15 protein-coding genes and 1 tRNA gene are annotated in these 14879 nt (G+C 68.2%); 8 read left to right on the top strand and 8 right to left on the bottom strand.

What is annotated here, in order from left to right; genetic code table 11:
* Positions 1 to 41 precede the first annotated feature (41 nt).
* The 3 genes from cysS to CQ034_RS12775 are packed head-to-tail and all read left to right on the top strand — an operon-like array spanning position 42 to position 3109.
* Positions 42 to 1445 (top strand): cysteine--tRNA ligase, encoded by a 1404-nt coding sequence (cysS, locus tag CQ034_RS12785; protein ID WP_105711338.1) that lies wholly within the window; start codon positions 42 to 44, stop codon positions 1443 to 1445.
* Positions 1438 to 2445, top strand: a complete 1008-nt coding sequence (rlmB, locus tag CQ034_RS12780; RefSeq protein ID WP_105711337.1) for a 23S rRNA (guanosine(2251)-2'-O)-methyltransferase RlmB — start codon at positions 1438 to 1440, stop codon at positions 2443 to 2445. The genes cysS and rlmB overlap by 8 nt, the downstream gene beginning before the upstream one ends.
* Before the next feature lie 22 nt (positions 2446 to 2467).
* Positions 2468 to 3109 carry an NAD(P)-dependent oxidoreductase gene (locus CQ034_RS12775; protein ID WP_105711336.1) on the top strand — a complete coding sequence of 214 codons (642 nt, stop codon included), beginning with the start codon at positions 2468 to 2470 and terminating at the stop codon, positions 3107 to 3109.
* A gap of 108 nt (positions 3110 to 3217) precedes the next feature.
* Here the strand turns inward: CQ034_RS12775 and CQ034_RS12770 are convergent, their stop codons facing one another.
* The gene (locus CQ034_RS12770) at positions 3218 to 4522 is read right to left on the bottom strand and encodes a DUF4032 domain-containing protein (protein ID WP_105711335.1); all 1305 of its coding nucleotides are present in this window, start codon (positions 4520 to 4522) and stop codon (positions 3218 to 3220) included.
* An 81-nt stretch (positions 4523 to 4603) separates the two neighbouring features.
* Positions 4604 to 5707: an ABC transporter ATP-binding protein gene (locus CQ034_RS12765; RefSeq protein WP_029262761.1), complete on the bottom strand. Its 1104-nt coding sequence runs from the start codon at positions 5705 to 5707 to the stop codon at positions 4604 to 4606.
* Positions 5708 to 5938: 231 nt separating this feature from the next.
* On the opposite strand from CQ034_RS12765, the gene CQ034_RS12760 reads away from it, so the two are divergent.
* Positions 5939 to 6871 carry a thioredoxin domain-containing protein gene (locus CQ034_RS12760; RefSeq protein WP_105711334.1) on the top strand — a complete coding sequence of 311 codons (933 nt, stop codon included), beginning with the start codon at positions 5939 to 5941 and terminating at the stop codon, positions 6869 to 6871.
* 41 nt (positions 6872 to 6912) lie between these two features.
* A tRNA-Thr gene (locus tag CQ034_RS12755) sits at positions 6913 to 6985 on the top strand.
* Between the two features lie 34 nt (positions 6986 to 7019).
* Here CQ034_RS12755 and CQ034_RS12750 read toward each other — a convergent pair.
* Entirely contained in the window at positions 7020 to 7343 is a 324-nt protein-coding gene (locus CQ034_RS12750) for a hypothetical protein (RefSeq protein ID WP_105711333.1), read from the bottom strand.
* Positions 7344 to 7548: 205 nt separating this feature from the next.
* On the opposite strand from CQ034_RS12750, the gene ppk2 reads away from it, so the two are divergent.
* Both ppk2 and CQ034_RS12740 read left to right on the top strand, forming a co-directional pair.
* Complete coding sequence (gene ppk2 / locus CQ034_RS12745; RefSeq protein WP_105711392.1) at positions 7549 to 8451, top strand: polyphosphate kinase 2; 903 nt, start codon at positions 7549 to 7551, stop codon at positions 8449 to 8451.
* 45 nt (positions 8452 to 8496) lie between these two features.
* Positions 8497 to 9450: an aldo/keto reductase gene (locus CQ034_RS12740; RefSeq protein WP_105711393.1), complete on the top strand. Its 954-nt coding sequence runs from the start codon at positions 8497 to 8499 to the stop codon at positions 9448 to 9450.
* Between the two features lie 4 nt (positions 9451 to 9454).
* On the opposite strand, the gene CQ034_RS12735 is transcribed toward CQ034_RS12740, so the two are convergent.
* From CQ034_RS12735 to CQ034_RS12715, 5 genes are all read right to left on the bottom strand, one after another.
* Positions 9455 to 10138, bottom strand: coding sequence for a response regulator transcription factor (locus CQ034_RS12735; protein ID WP_105711332.1), 684 nt, complete (start codon positions 10136 to 10138; stop codon positions 9455 to 9457).
* Positions 10135 to 11409 carry a sensor histidine kinase gene (locus CQ034_RS12730; RefSeq protein ID WP_105711331.1) on the bottom strand — a complete coding sequence of 425 codons (1275 nt, stop codon included), beginning with the start codon at positions 11407 to 11409 and terminating at the stop codon, positions 10135 to 10137. The genes CQ034_RS12735 and CQ034_RS12730 overlap by 4 nt, the downstream gene beginning before the upstream one ends.
* A gap of 10 nt (positions 11410 to 11419) precedes the next feature.
* On the bottom strand, positions 11420 to 12235 hold the full coding sequence (locus CQ034_RS12725) for an ABC transporter permease (RefSeq protein WP_105711330.1): 816 nt from the start codon (positions 12233 to 12235) through the stop codon (positions 11420 to 11422).
* Positions 12232 to 13143: an ABC transporter ATP-binding protein gene (locus tag CQ034_RS12720; RefSeq protein ID WP_029262753.1), complete on the bottom strand. Its 912-nt coding sequence runs from the start codon at positions 13141 to 13143 to the stop codon at positions 12232 to 12234. Before CQ034_RS12720 ends, CQ034_RS12725 begins: the two co-directional genes overlap by 4 nt.
* A gap of 93 nt (positions 13144 to 13236) precedes the next feature.
* Positions 13237 to 13863, bottom strand: coding sequence for an SOS response-associated peptidase family protein (locus CQ034_RS12715; RefSeq protein ID WP_105711329.1), 627 nt, complete (start codon positions 13861 to 13863; stop codon positions 13237 to 13239).
* Between the two features lie 101 nt (positions 13864 to 13964).
* Here CQ034_RS12715 and CQ034_RS12710 point away from each other — a divergent pair, with 101 nt between their 5' ends.
* Entirely contained in the window at positions 13965 to 14876 is a 912-nt protein-coding gene (locus tag CQ034_RS12710; RefSeq protein WP_105711391.1) for a DMT family transporter, read from the top strand.
* Positions 14877 to 14879 lie beyond the last annotated feature (3 nt).

The raw sequence follows: 14879 nt of genomic DNA, 5'->3' as shown, positions 1-14879 counted from the left end.
CGCGGGGCGGGCGCTCAGCAGTCCCCGAGTAGGCTTGACCGGTGACCCTCCGCCTCTACGACACCCGCGCACAGCTGCTGCGCGACTTCGTGCCTCTCGACCCCGAGAACATCACGATGTACGTGTGCGGACCCACCGTGCAGTCCGGGCCCCACATCGGGCACGTCAGAGCGGCGCTGAGCTTCGATCTCCTGCGTCGCTGGCTCGAGCACCGGTACGGGCGGGTCACCTTCGTGCGCAACGTCACCGACATCGACGACAAGGTGCTCGCCAACGCGACGGACGGCGAGCCGTGGTGGGCGCTTGCGTACCGAATGGAGAGAGAGTTCACCGCCGCATATGCCGGTGTCGGAATCCTGCCTCCGACGTACGAGCCGCGAGCCACGGCATCCGTTCCTCAGATGCAGGAGCTGATCGCGCTGCTGATCGAGCGCGGACATGCCTATCCGGCTCCCGACGGCTCCGGAGATGTGTACTTCGACGTGCGCTCGTGGTCCGAGTACGGCTCGCTGACGCATCAGTCCCTCGACGCCATGGAGGCGGCCGAGGATGCTGACCCCCGCGGCAAGCGGAACCCGCAGGACTTCGCCCTCTGGAAGGGCACGAAGCCGGAGGAACCGGCGGATGCGACATGGGTGTCGCCGTGGGGCGCGGGGCGGCCGGGATGGCACATCGAGTGCTCGGCGATGTCGAAGCGGTACCTCGGTGCCGAGTTCGACATCCACGGCGGCGGGCTGGACCTCCGCTTCCCGCATCATGAGAACGAGCTCGCGCAGTCGACGGCCGCCGGCGACGGCTTCGCCCGGTACTGGGTGCACAACGGGCTCGTGACCGTCGACGGACAGAAGATGTCCAAGTCACTCGGCAACTTCACGCTGGCGGCCGATGTTCTCGCCGCGCATGACTCACTGGTGGTGCGCTACGCACTCGCTGCAGCGCACTACCGTTCGAGCCTCGACCTCGGCGAGTCGTCGTGGACCGAGGCCGAGGCGGCGCTGGGCCGTATCGGCACCTTCATCTCGCGGGTCCGCCGCACCCTCCCCGGGGAGCCGGACGAGGCGGGGATCGGCGAGGTCCCCGAAGCTTTCGCCCTCGCGATGGACGACGACCTCGGCGTGCCTCAGGCGATCGCCGTGCTGCACGAGACCGTACGACGCGGGAACACCGCGATCGACGAGGGGGCGCACGACGACGCCTGGGCGGCATTCGTCGGAGTGGATGCGATGGTCCGCGTCCTCGGATTCGATGAACTCATGTCGGCCGGGGGAGACCTCGCGGAACACCGGACTCTGGACGCTCTCGTCCAGACGATGATCACCCAGCGCGCGCAGGCACGCGCTGACAAGGACTGGGCGGCGGCGGATCGCATTCGAGACGCGATCGCCGCCGCAGGAATCACGCTGGAGGACACTCCGGCCGGAACTCATTGGAGTATCGATGGTTAAGCCACAGCGCCCCGGCGCGAGCAACGGCAAGAAGAAGGGCCCCACCAAGGGCACCGGCGGACTCGGGCGCAAGGCGCTCGAGGGCCGCGGGCCGACCCCGAAGGCGGAGGACCGCGCGTGGCACCCCGCTGGCAAGCGCAAGGCCGCGGCCGAGCGATACGCCGCGTCGGGCGGCAAGGGACGCCCCGGCGGCAGTCGTCCGGGGTCCGGCGGCGGTGCGAACCGTGCGCCGAAGGCCAAGGCGGGGGACGACACCGAGAATGTCACCGGGCGCAACTCCGTCCTCGAGGCTTTGCGGGCGAAGATCCCGGCGACGGCGTTCTACATCGCGCAGCGCGTCGAGATGGACGACCGTGTGAAGGAGATGCTGGCGATCGCCACGAATCGCGGGATCCCCGTGATGGAGGTCACCCGTCCGGAGCTCGACCGCATGGCCGGCTTCGACGGCGTGCACCAGGGCGTCGCGATCAAGGTGCCGCCGTACGAGTACGCCCACCCACAGGATCTGCTCGAGCAGGTCATCGACAAGGGCGAGGTCCCGCTGTTCGTGGCGCTCGACGGCATCACGGACCCCCGCAACCTGGGCGCGATCATCCGCTCCACCGCGGCGTTCGGTGGGCACGGCATCATCCTTCCGCAGCGCCGCTCGGCCGGTGTCAACTCCGCCGCCTGGAAGACGAGTGCCGGAGCCGTCGCACGGACCCCCGTCGCGCTGGCCACCAACCTCACCGCGCAGCTCAAGGAGTTCAAGAAACAGGGGGTGTTCGTGCTCGGCCTCGACGGCGACGGCGACGTGTCGCTCCCCGAGCTCCAGCTGGCTGATCGTCCTGTCGTGATCGTGGTCGGCTCGGAGGGCAAGGGGCTGTCCCGTCTGGTCTCCGAGACGTGCGATCAGATCGTCTCGATCCCGATCTCTGCGGCCGCTGAATCCCTGAACGCCGGCATCGCGACCTCGGTCGCGCTCTACCAGGTCGCGGCTCTCCGCGCCGCGAAGAACTAGACCGTCCGAGGAAAGGCAGATCATGGCCCGTATCATCGTGCTCGGAGGGACCGGCTACGCCGGTCGTCACATCGTCCGGGAGGCGGTGAGTCGCGGCCATGCAGTGATCGCGATCTCCCGATCGGAGCCCACCGAACCGGTGGCGGGAGCCGCATATCTGCAGGGTTCCGCCCTCGACCTCGATCCGATCGCGGAAGCGTTCGTCGGGGCGGATGCCGTCGTGTCGGCGCTCTCTCCTCGCGGCGACATGGAAGATCGTGCGCTCGAGGCGCTGTCGAACGTCGTCGACCGGGTCGCGGGCACCGAGACGCGTCTCGGTGTCGTCGGTGGTGCAGGTGGCAGCCTGGTGGCCCCCGGCGGGCCGCGTCTGTTCGACCAGGATTTCCCTGAGGAGTACAAGCACGAGGCGCAGGTCGGCATCGACTCCCTCGCGCTCCTCGAGGAGACGGAGGCCGGCCTCGACTGGTTCTTCATCCACCCCGCTGAGGTGTTCGGTCCCTGGGCCGAAGGCGAGCGCACCGGGCACTATCGCGACGGCGGCGACGTGATCGTCCGCGATGCCGACGGCAAGTCGTTCATCTCCGGCGCGGATTTCGCGGTCGCCGTGGTGGACGAGATCGAGCAGGGCAACCACCACCGAGAGCGGTTCACCGTCGGCTACTGACGCCACGACTTTCGGCGACCGCACGGGCTATCGCTGAATGCACGGCTCGCTGACGCACGCATGCGGTGTGCTCGGCAGTAACCCGTGCACTCGGCGCCCGCGGAGGTGTCAGACCAGGTCGCGCCAGTCGATGTCCTCATCGTCATCGGCCACCGGAGTCGCACCGGTGACGACCGGCAGGCTCATCGTCTCGGTCGGCGGGCCCATGATGGTCGCCTCGTCACGCCGGTGTCGCAGCACTTCGTTGATGTAGCTGGTCAGCACTTCGGCGAGCGGCACCGAGCGCCCCTGCGCCTGCGAGAGGTACCAGCGGTGCTCGAGCACCTGGTGGAAGACCTCGGCGGGCTCCAGCTTGGCTCGTAGCTCGTATGGGATCGCGCGCACCACCGGCTCGAAGACACGGGTGAGCCACTCGTGCGCGTACATCTCCTCGTCCGCCCACTGCTTCGTCGAGCGGGCGCGGAATTCGTCGAGGTCGTTCAGCAGGCGCCGCGCCTGGTTCTCCTCGACGTCCAGCCCCGTCAGGCGGATCAGGCGGCGCTGGTGGTGACCGGCATCCACCACCTTCGGCTGGATCTCGACGACGGTGCCGTCCGCGGTCGTCGACATGGACATCTCGTCGATGTCGAACCCCAGGGCGTTGAGGCGCTCGACCCGCTCCGTGATGCGCCAGGTCTCCGCCGCCGAGAAGGACTCCTGGGCGGTGAGCTCGGCCCACAGCGATCGATACGACGAGACGATGCCGTCGGCGATCGCCACCGCGTCCACACCGTGTTCGAGGCGACCGCCCGCGGCGAGGTCCATGATCTCGCCGGCGATGTTCGTGCGGGCCAGGTCGAGATCGTAGGCGCGCTGACCGTCGGTCAGCCCCTCCTCGTGCAGCTCACCCGTCTCCGCATCGACCAGATACGCGGCGAACGCGCCCGCGTCGCGGCGGAACAGCGTGTTCGACAGGGAGACGTCGCCCCAATAGAAGCCGACGTTGTGCAGCCGCACCAACAGCAAGGCCAGGGCATCGACGAGGCGGGTCGCGGTGTCGGGGCGCAGTACCCGCGTGAAGAGCGCGCGATAGGGCATCGAGAAACGCAGGTGAGAGGTGACCAGCGCGGCCGGAAGAGCCTCGCCGTCGGCATCCGAACGCCCGGCGATCACCGCGACCCGGTCGACGCAGGGCACGTCGAGGCGGGCGAGATTGCCGAGCATGTCGTATTCGCGCTGGGCCATCTCCGCCGTGGTCTCCTTCACGGCGATGACCCGGCCGGAGAGGTCGGCGAAGCGCACGAGGTGGCGGGAGAGCCCCTTCGGGAGCGACACGATGTGCTCCGACGGCCACTTCGCCAGCGTCGTGGACCAGGGGAGGGACAACAGCCCCGGATCGATCTTGCTGGCGGTGATCCGCAGCGAATCCTGCATGATGCTCCCTGGTCGAGGTGGGACAGAAAGAGACGCGGCGCAGGTGACCGAAGTCAGCCTGCGCCGCGTCTGTGGATCCGATCAGGCGGAGACGACCGGCTTGTCGTTCAGGCGCTCGCCGGACTCGATGTCGAACGCGTGCACGTGGCCCGGGTTCGCAGCGAGCGTGACCGTCTCGCCGGCGTTCGGGTGGCTGCGACCGTCGACGCGGGCGACGATGTCGCTGCGCTTGCCGTTGATCTCGGTGTGGCCGTAGAGGTAGCCGTCGGCGCCGAGCTCCTCGACGAGGTCGACGACGACGGGAAGGCCCTTGCCGTCGGCCGGTCCGACCGTGATGTCCTCAGGGCGCACGCCGACCGTGACCTGGCTGCCGTTCGCGCGGCCGACGGTGTCGCGGTCGAGCGGGACGACCTCGGACCCGAAGCGGATGCCGCCGTCGGCGAGGTCGGCCGCGAAGAGGTTCATCGCGGGCGAGCCGATGAAGCCGGCGACGAAGACGTTGTTCGGCTTCTCGTACAGGTCGCGCGGGGAACCGACCTGCTGGAGCAGACCGTCCTTGAGGACCGCGATGCGGTCGCCCATGGTCAGAGCCTCGGTCTGGTCGTGCGTGACGTAGACCGTGGTGACGCCGAGGCGACGCTGCAGCGAAGCGATCTGCGTACGGGTCTGCACGCGGAGCTTGGCGTCGAGGTTCGACAGCGGCTCATCCATGAGGAACACCTGAGGCTGACGCACGATGGCGCGACCCATGGCGACGCGCTGACGCTGACCACCCGAGAGGGCCTTCGGCTTGCGAGTCAGGTAGGGCTCGAGGTCGAGGAGCTTGGCGGCTTCGAGAACTCGGGATGCGCGCTCTTCCTTGCCGACGCCGGCGATCTTGAGCGCGAAGCCCATGTTCTCGGCGACGGTCATGTGCGGGTACAGCGCGTAGTTCTGGAAGACCATCGCGATGTCGCGGTCCTTCGGCGGGACATCGGTCACGTCGCGGTCGCCGATGAGGATGCGGCCGGCGTTGACCTCTTCGAGGCCGGCCAGCATGCGGAGGGACGTGGACTTACCGCAACCGGAGGGACCGACGAGGACGAGGAACTCGCCGTCACCGACCTCGAGGTTCAGCTTGTCGACGGCCGGACGGGTTCCGCCGGGGTACAGGCGGGTGGCCTCGTCGAAAGTCACAGATGCCATTGTCTTTTCTCCTTCACCGGCAGGTACGTGCCGGACGATCCGTAGTGATGAAGCGGCGGGTGACCCCGCCGTGACCCCTCATTGGGTCGGGATCAGTATGACATGAACGGCGGTACCTGGGTATTTCTCAGCCTCAATGACTACCATCGAACTCGGCCGCGCGCAGCGGCGATCGTCGCTCGGCGGCGGTCGGGGCCAACCCGGACCCCCGTTGAGACTCACAGAGGAACGATGTCGAGCGACGAAACGCCGAACGTCCCGACGCCTCGCAATTCCCGCGAGGCCGTACGGGAGAAGGCTCAGAGAGTGCACGCCCAGCAGTCCAGGGCGCGTCTCATGCGACGGATCATCATCGGCGCGGTGGCGCTCGTCGCGGTGGGTGCGATCGGCACGGCGGTGACCCTCGCGGTGTCCTCCCAGGTCACCAAGCCGCGGCTCACGCCTACCGGCATGGAATCGGATGGCGTGGTCGTCACCGACCTCGAGTCGTTCGCGGGAACCGGCGCGGTGCCGGAGACCCCGTCTCCTGAGGCGACCGACGCCGGCGAATCGGCCAGCCCGACGCCGGAGCCGACGGCGTCCGGAAAGGTCGACATCCACGTGTACGTCGACTACCTGTCGCCCGACGCCGGGGAGTTCGAGCGTGCAAACGCCCGACAGCTCGCCGGTTGGATCGGCGAGGACGCGGTCACGGTCAGCTATCACCCGGTCGCCCTGCTCACCGCCAGCTCCAACGGAACCAAGTACTCGCTCCGCTCGGCTGCCGCTGCGGCCTGCGTCGCCACGCACTCGCCTGCCCAGTTCTACGCGTTCAACCATGACCTGCTCGACGACCAGCCCGAGGTCGGCAGCGACGGCCTCTCCGACGAGGACCTCGCGAACCTCGCCGGTGCTGTCGGCGTCGACAACGCCAAGGCCGTGCGGTCGTGCATCGAGGACGGCGACTTCGTCGGCTGGGCGAAGGAGGCGACGACCCGCGCTCTGGACGGACCGCTCGCCGGCTCTGACGATCTGGTGCTGACGGCAGCGCCGATGATCGTCGCGAACGGCGAGGCCTACGTGGGCGCGCTGGACGACCCGGCCGAGTTCTCGCAGTTCGTGCTCAGCGTCGCGAGCGATGCCTCGCGTGCGACGTCGACGCCTTCGCCCACCACGACCCCGTAGGTCGAAGCCGGGTCGATGCCATCGCTAAGCTGGTGGCATCCGCCGACTTGGCGCAATTGGTAGCGCACCGTACTTGTAATACGGGGGTTACGGGTTCGAGTCCCGTAGTCGGCTCTTCAATCCCTCACGAGAGTGGGGATCCGCGGATTCAGTTCTCAGCGGCGATCTCGGGTGCGTCCAGCACCTCGTCGATGAGGCTGATGCCGCCCGTGGAACTCGCGGACTGCATCAGGTCCTGGATCCATTTCGGATTCAGCTGCGGCGCCTCCGGCTCGTCGAAGGTGAAGCGGAGCGGTATCGACGGGTGCAGCCAGATCGTCGACCGTCCCATGGGCTGCCCTTCAGGGTGCCGCCACGACAGAGTGAAACTCTCGTTGCGTCGGAGCTTCGTCGCGATGACGACCTTCAGATGCGCGAGTGCGCGGTCCTCGATGTGGATCTCGTCACCGCTGCCGTACTGGATCGTGCCCATGCCAGAACGATAGTCGCCCCATGCGGATGGGCCGAATCCCTGTGCCCGCGCCGATGCCGAGGTGCGAACCTGAAAACGCATTCCGATGTATCGCCTCAGTCGATGATATGTTACACATCAGGCAGGTTTCCTGGTGGGCCTATAGATCGTGCCAGGTAGAAGACGCGCAGGTGGCCGCCTCCCCGCTCCGGCCACCTGCGCTTGCCTGCTTGGTTTCGGGGACCCAGACAGCAAGGGAGAGGGCGAGATCTTGAGCAGTGCACCCGATACGGCGAGGGTCACTCCGGAGTGGCAACACGACTACCCGTACGCGAAGAAGCTCTCCACGGCGGAGTACGAACGAGAGAAGCGGTTGCTGCAGATCGAGCTCCTGAAGCTCCAGTCGCACATCAAGCACTCCTCCGAGCGCTTGCTCATCCTGTTCGAAGGACGCGACGCGGCGGGGAAGGGCGGGGCGATCAAGCGCTTCATGGAGCATTTGAACCCTCGAGGAGCCCGGGTCGTCGCGCTCGACAAGCCGACGGATGCCGAGCGTACGCAGTGGTATTTCCAGCGCTACATCGCGCACTTGCCTTCGGGCGGCGAGATCGTGATGATGGACCGCTCCTGGTACAACCGCGCCGGCGTCGAACGGGTCATGGGGTACTGCTCATCGGCCGAGTACGAAGAATTCATGCAGACCGCGCCGCAGTTCGAGCGGATGATCGTAGGGTCGGGCATCCGCCTCATCAAGCTGTGGTTCTCGGTGGGAGAGGCCGAACAGCGACGCCGGTTCAGGCGCCGTAGCGAGGATCCCGTCAAGCAGTGGAAGCTGAGCCCCACGGACCTTGCCAGCATCGACCGCTGGGCGGACTACACGGCGGCGAAGGAAGCGATGTTCTTTCACACGGACACGCCGACCGAGCCCTGGATCGTCATCAAGTCGAACGACAAGAAACGAGCTCGGCTCGAGGCGATGAGGTGCGTCCTCGCCCGATTCGACTACCCCGGCAAAGATCCACTGGTCGCTCACGCCCCGGACACGCGGCTCGTCGGGCGGCCCTCCCAGATCTACGACGAGGGCGAGACGCCCAGAATCGATTCCTCCCCTGCCGACCACGAAAAGTGACGTCATCCGGGAATGCGCGAAGACCGATCCGCGGTTGTCTTCGTCATGACTCGTATCGGCACCAGTGATCTTGACGTCCTCTCGCTCGCGCTCGGCGGCAACGTGTTCGGCTGGACAGCCGATCGCGATGCGTCGTTCGCAGTGCTCGATGCATTCGTCGACGGGGGCGGGGACTTCATCGACACGGCCGATTCGTACAGCTCCTGGGTGCCGGGCAACGACGGTGGCGAGAGCGAGACGATAATCGGTGAGTGGCTCGCATCCCGCAAGCCATCCGGTGTCGTCGTCGCGACGAAGGTGAGCCAGCACCCGCAGTTCCGCGGCCTCTCCGGGGCGAATGTGCGAAAGGCGGCCGAGGCCTCGCTCCGGCGTCTCGGCGCCGATGAGATCGACCTGTACTACGCGCACTTCGACGATGACACCGTTCCACTGGAAGAGACCGTCGCCGCGTTCGGACAGCTCGTCGAGGATGGCCTGGTGCGTCACGTGGCGGTGTCGAACTACTCCGCCGAACGCATCAGAGAGTGGATCGAGATCGCGCGTCGCACGGGCGTCGCTGCGCCGGTCGCCGTTCAGCCCCACTACAACCTCGTTCATCGCAATGAGGTCGAGGACACCATCATCCCGGTCGCCGAAGAGTTCGAGCTCGGGCTCGTGCCCTACTACGCGTTGGCGAGCGGATTCCTGACCGGCAAGTACCGCTCGACCGATGTCGCGGGGCAGGACTCCCCGCGTGCGCAGGGCGCCGCGAAGTACGCGACCGAGGCGGGCCTGCGCGTCATCGATGCGCTCGAGCAGATCGCCGACGCCCACGGCGTGTCGATCGCCGCGACGTCACTCGCCTGGTTGCGGGCGCAGCCGACCGTGGTCGCGCCGATCGCGAGTGCTCGCACGGTCGCGCAGGTGCCCGACCTTCTGGCGGGTGCTCGCCTCGAACTCTCCACCGACGAGGTGGGGCTGCTCGATCGGGTCTCTGAATGGACCCCCGCCGGCGCCTGAGGCCTCAGGTCTCGTTTCCGACGAGGCCGAGTCTGTGCGCCAGGATCACGGCGTGGATGCGATCGCGCGCGTGGAGCTTCGCCAGCACCCGGCCGACGTGCGTCTTCACGGTGGATTCGCCGACGTAGAGGGTGTGGGCGATCTCGGCGTTGGTCAGCCCGCGTCCGATCGCGAGGAATACGTCTCTCTCGCGTTCGGTGAGCGAGTCCAGCGCCGCGCTCTCCGCGGCATCCGGTGTCGGGGAGGACGAGGCGCTGAGCTGCGGGGTCACGTGCTCGAGGAGCATCCGCGTGATCCGGGGAGAGAGCGCGGCATCGCCACGGTGTACGGCGCGGACGGCGGAGATCATCTCGTGACGCTGAGCGTCCTTGAGGAGGAAGCCGCTGGCACCGGCACGGATGGCGCCGAAGGCGTATTCGTCGAGGTCGAACGTGGTCAGCACGAGCACTTTCGTCTGAGGGCGATCCCGCACGATGGTCTCGGTGGCAGCGATGCCGTCCAGCTCCGGCATGCGGATGTCCATGAGCACCAGGTCGGGTGCGAGTGCGGCGCTCTGCGCGATCGCCGCCCGCCCGTCGCCGGCCTCACCGACCACGACGATGTCGCTCTCCGCTTCGAGGACCATCCGGAACCCGACGCGAATCAACTCCTGGTCGTCCACCAGAATCACCCTGATCGCATCCGTCATCCGTCGTCCTCCGTCGATTCGTCTTGTGGGGCGGGGGCAGCCGCCTTCGTCGGCAGCACAGCGCGCAGAACCCATCGTCCCCCGTCGGTCGGCGCGGACTCCACGCTTCCCTGCACGTGAGCGGCGCGCTCGGCGAGGCCGCGCAACCCGAAACCTTCGGTCCCGATGCCACCGGTCGCGCCGTCGTTGACGATGTCGATCGTCACGGAGTCCGGTGTGTACTCCAGCCGCACAGTGATGGCCGACGCGGTCGGGGCATGTCGCATCGCGTTCGTCACGCCCTCCTGCACGATCCGCCCGATCGCGTGGGCGACGGCGGGGGAGACCTCGGCCTGCCCCGCGACCGTGAGCGTCGCGGGGTATCCGGCGCGCTGCGCCGCCTCGACCGTGTCGCGCGGCGGCGCGGGCTTCATGGGTGCCAGGGGCAGCGGAGAGTCGTCGTCCCGCAGCACACCGAGCATGGCTCGCATCTCGGTCAGGGCCGCACGAGCGGTGTCGGCCGTGTGGATCGCCGCTCTGCGTGCCTGCTCGCGGTCGGGCGTCGCGGCGGCACCCTCGGAAAGCGCCACGATCACCGTCAGCGAGTGGGAGACGATGTCGTGCATCTCCCGAGCGATGCGGGCCCGTTCGGATGCGGCGGCGAGCTGCGCCTGCTGGTCACGCTCGACGAGCAGCTGCCGCGAGCGATCGATGACGGCCGACAGATAGCGCTTGCGGCCGCCGACGTTGACGCCGATGAGTGTGCCGATCAGACCGAGCACGATGTAGCTGAGCGCGGTGTCGAGTCCGTTCTGCATCACGATCACGCCGGTGAGCATCAGGAGCCCGCTGAGCAGGAGGAACCACACCGCGCCGATTCCGTAAGAGGTCCAGGCGGTGCGTGACGACCGGTAGACGGCGAGACCGTAACAGGCCACGAGTAGCAGGATGGTGCCACTGGACGGCCCGGTGAACAGACTGGCCGTCCCCAGGATCATGGCCGCGAAGAAGGGAACGAGCGGCGCCCGCCGTCGCCACAGCAGTGTGCTGCACGCCACGACGACCATGGCCACGGTGGCGATGTTGAGCGCGATGTAGGCGGATTCAGGGACGGACTCATCGACGAACCGACCCGCCGGGGCGAGCGAGAGGAACAGGCAGAACAACGTCAGCAGGACGTCGGCGAACACCGGATGACGGGCCCAGTATCGGCGGAAGAGGCCCGGCGCACGCGGAAGCCGCAGCTCCTCGTCCTCTCGGATCGAGTCGCTGCGGCTTCGCGTTCTGCTCACAGGGGCGACTTTACGCGTCGCGGGTGCGCAGCACGCCCCACGCGACGAGGGCACCGCCGGCGACCCAGCAAGCCAGAGTCAGGAACGCGACCGGGGCATCGAGTGTCGCGCCGTCGCTCGGCAGGATCGCGCTCTGCGCAGCTGCTACGGGCAGGTAGGCAGATGCGTCGATGACCCATGCCCACGCCTCGCCGGCGAATGAGAAGAAGTTCGCCACGATCGGCAGGACGAACAGGACGCCGACGGTTGCCGCGATGGCTCCGGCCCCCGAACGCAGGATGAACCCGAAGGCGACTCCGATCAGGGCGAACACCGCCATGGCGAGGGAGGAGACGACGATGGGCAGGAGCGACGCGGCCGGGTCCGACCAATCGATGCTCTGATCCCGCGGCGCCACGATGAGCGAGACCGCGACGGCCGCGAGACCGAAGATCACCAGGGAAGACAGGAACATGAAGACCGCGAGCACGGTCGACTTGGCCGCCAGCACCGATCCGCGGATCGGGTTCGCGGTGAGCGTCGAACGGATCATCCCGGTCGAGTACTCGCCCGTCACGGAGATCGCACCGATGATGCCGGCGAGCAGCATCGTGAACTGGATCGGCATGACGACGGCCTGGATCGGCTCGAACCCCGGCATGTCGACCGCCTGTGCGATCAGCACGGAGATCCCGATGGTGAGGGCCGCGGCGATCCCGATGGACCACCACGTCGAGCGGAGGGTGGCGAGCTTGATCCACTCGCCACGCAGGGCGCGGACGAAGGTCAGCCGGCGACCGGTGTCGACGCGCGGCCGCGCGGGCGCGGGTGCCTGTGTCGTGGTCATGAGATCTCCTTGGTGCGGTACTCGACGGAGTCGCCGGTGAGGGCGAGGTAGGCGTCTTCGAGTGATCCGGTGGTGGGGGTGAGTTCGTGCAGCGGGATGCCGCGGTCCGCGGCGAGATCGCCGATGCGGGCGGCGGGGAGACCCACGATGTCGAGGAGGTCGGGAGCCGAGCTCACGATCTCCACACCCGGGCCGCCGACGACCGCGGCGAGATCGGTGGGTCGCGGGGTGCGCACACGCACGGTGTTCTGCGTCCAGGAGCGCACGAGTTCGGCCAGCGGAGCATCCGCCAGCACCCGGCCGCGACCCATCACGATGACATGGTCGGCGGTCTGCGCCATCTCGCTCATCAGGTGGCTCGACAGGAGCACCGTGCGTCCCTCGGACGCCGCGTGCCGGACGAACTGACGCACCCAGCGGACGCCCTCGGGGTCGAGGCCGTTGACGGGCTCGTCGAGGATGAGCGTGTGGGGGTCGCCGAGCAGTGCGGAGGCGATGCCGAGGCGCTGTCCCATTCCGAGCGAGAACTTCCCGGCTCGCTTGCGGGCCACCGACCCGATGCCCGCGAGGTCGATGACCTCGTCGACGCGGGAGGAGGGGATCCCGTGGGTCGCTGCCATCGCCCGAAGGTGATTGCGTGCCGTCCGCCCGGTGTGCACGGCCTTCGCGTCGAGGAGGACGCCGACCTCGGTGAGCGGCGCGCGAAGCTTGCGGTACTCGCGACCGGCGATCTCGGCGCGTCCGGACGTCGGCCGGTCGAGGCCCACGATCATGCGCATCGTGGTTGACTTGCCGGCACCGTTCGGACCGAGGAAGCCGGTGACGCTGCCCGGCTTGACGGTGAACGACACGTCATCGACGGCCGTCTTGTCTCCGAACCTCTTCGTGAGGCCTTCTGCTGTGATCATGAGGACAACGCTACGGAGCGTCGGGCCGCCGCGCGTCCTCCCCAGGTACCGTCCTCCGGAGCAGGATGTCCTCCCCGCGGCGGATGGATCGGCTCAGGAACGGGGACGGGCGTGGACCCGTGCGGCCACCTCGTCGGAGGCGAGGATCGCCTCGTCGATGATCTCCCTCGACGGTGGCGCCGTCAGCCAATCGTGACTCAGCGAGGCCGGGACGAGCAGCGGCATGCGATCGTGCAGATCGACGAGGTGGTCGGGAGCGGGGCGCATCACGATCGAATAGCACGTGTACCACTCGCCGTCGGCGGTGCGACCGCGCTGCGTGACCGCGGCCATGCCGAAGAGCGTGCCCTCGTCGATGAGGAACTCGTTCCACTGCCGCGACGGCTTCTGCATCTCGTACCAGCTGGTCGCCGGGACGATGGCCCGCGACTTCGCTCCGCCCGGGCGCTCCTGCAGGCGCTCGGATCGCGTGTTGATCGAGGGGAACTTCGCCGGCTCACCGTTCACGAGAAAGCCCCACCACGCGGGTTCCAATGTGGGAGCGGCATCGGGCTGCACGATCACCGGGTTGAGGTTGCGGAGGTTCTTCCCCGTCGGACGGATGGTCTCACCCGCGTTCCCCTCCGCCCAGACACGCAGGCCCTCGAGCACCGCATCGTCGGCGGCGGCGAGGACTTCCGCATCGGTGAACCGGGGATCGAGACCGTAGCTCGCGCACATGCCGTCAGCGTAGCCCCGGCCGCCGACATCCGTCACGTCACGGCGGGCTGGGGCTCCGATAAGGTCGACGGGTGCCAGAAACCCGTCGACTCCCCGCGCCCCTGGCACTCGGCGGGGCCGTCGCGATCGGAGTCATGACGGCGATCCAGGCCCGGCTCAACGGCGTTCTCGGGGTGCGCGTCGATGACGGCATCGTGGCGGGCCTCCTCTCGTTCTCGGTAGGCCTGCTCGCACTGGTCGCCGTGATCTGCTGCATCCCCTCAGCCCGGCGCGGAGTAGGACGCCTCTGGAGCGGCATGCGACATCACACGATCCCGTTCTGGATGCTGCTGGGCGGGGCGTGCGGAGCCCTCACCGTCTCCACCCAGGGGCTGACCGCCGGGGTCCTCGGCGTCTCGCTGTTCAGCGTCGGCGTCGTCGCGGGCCAGACCCTGCACGGACTCGTGCTCGATCGGATCGGGTTCGGCCCTGCGGGCGTGGTCGCGGTCACCCCCGGCCGGGTCGCCGGCGGCGTTCTCGCGCTCGCCGCGGTCGGCATCTCGTTGTCGGGCGACGTGCTCGCCACCGCGCCGCTGTGGATGCTGCTGCTGCCGTTCGCCGCCGGAGTCGGAATCGCGTGGCAGGCGGCCACGAACGGTCGCCTTTCGCAGCGTGTGCAGTCGCCGCTCGCCGCGACTCTGATGAGCTTCATCACCGGCACCGTCATCCTGCTGCTCGCGGCCGGGACGAGCATCGCCTTCCGCGGGATGCCCGATGCGCTCCCCGTCGAGCCGTGGCTGTACCTGGGCGGGTTCCTCGGCGCGGCCTACATCCTGCTCGGCGCGTTCATCGTCGCGCACACCGGTGTGCTCCTGATGGGGCTGGGCTCCGTGCTCGGGCAGCTTGTGACGTCGGTCGTGATCGACCTGATCTGGCCTCCGGCAGCAGGACCGGCCCTCTGGCAGGTCATCGCCATGGTCGTCGTCGCGGTGGCGTCCGTGATCGTCGCCGTTCCGCGAAGACGCCGCCGCTGACGC

It is taken from the genome of Microbacterium sp. MYb45 (assembly GCF_002979655.1).
In the GTDB taxonomy this organism is placed as follows: domain Bacteria; phylum Actinomycetota; class Actinomycetes; order Actinomycetales; family Microbacteriaceae; genus Microbacterium.
The sequence above is the reverse complement of the archived record's forward strand: the minus strand, read 5'-3'. Positions and strand labels throughout refer to the sequence as shown.

Bases quoted from the DNA above. Each gene is read 5' to 3' on its own strand.
- CQ034_RS12750 (WP_105711333.1), bottom strand. From the start codon at position 7,343: ATGGGCACGATCCAGTACGGCAGCGGTGACGAGATCCACATCGAGGAC.
- CQ034_RS12760 (WP_105711334.1), top strand. From the start codon at position 5,939: ATGTCGAGCGACGAAACGCCGAACGTCCCGACGCCTCGCAATTCCCGC.
- CQ034_RS12715 (WP_105711329.1), bottom strand. From the start codon at position 13,863: ATGTGCGCGAGCTACGGTCTCGATCCCCGGTTCACCGATGCGGAAGTC.
- rlmB (WP_105711337.1), top strand. From the start codon at position 1,438: ATGGTTAAGCCACAGCGCCCCGGCGCGAGCAACGGCAAGAAGAAGGGC.
- CQ034_RS12725 (WP_105711330.1), bottom strand. From the start codon at position 12,235: ATGACCACGACACAGGCACCCGCGCCCGCGCGGCCGCGCGTCGACACC.
- CQ034_RS12765 (WP_029262761.1), bottom strand. From the start codon at position 5,707: ATGGCATCTGTGACTTTCGACGAGGCCACCCGCCTGTACCCCGGCGGA.
- CQ034_RS12735 (WP_105711332.1), bottom strand. From the start codon at position 10,138: ATGACGGATGCGATCAGGGTGATTCTGGTGGACGACCAGGAGTTGATT.
- CQ034_RS12775 (WP_105711336.1), top strand. From the start codon at position 2,468: ATGGCCCGTATCATCGTGCTCGGAGGGACCGGCTACGCCGGTCGTCAC.
- CQ034_RS12720 (WP_029262753.1), bottom strand. From the start codon at position 13,143: ATGATCACAGCAGAAGGCCTCACGAAGAGGTTCGGAGACAAGACGGCC.
- CQ034_RS12740 (WP_105711393.1), top strand. From the start codon at position 8,497: ATGACTCGTATCGGCACCAGTGATCTTGACGTCCTCTCGCTCGCGCTC.
- CQ034_RS12770 (WP_105711335.1), bottom strand. From the start codon at position 4,522: ATGCAGGATTCGCTGCGGATCACCGCCAGCAAGATCGATCCGGGGCTG.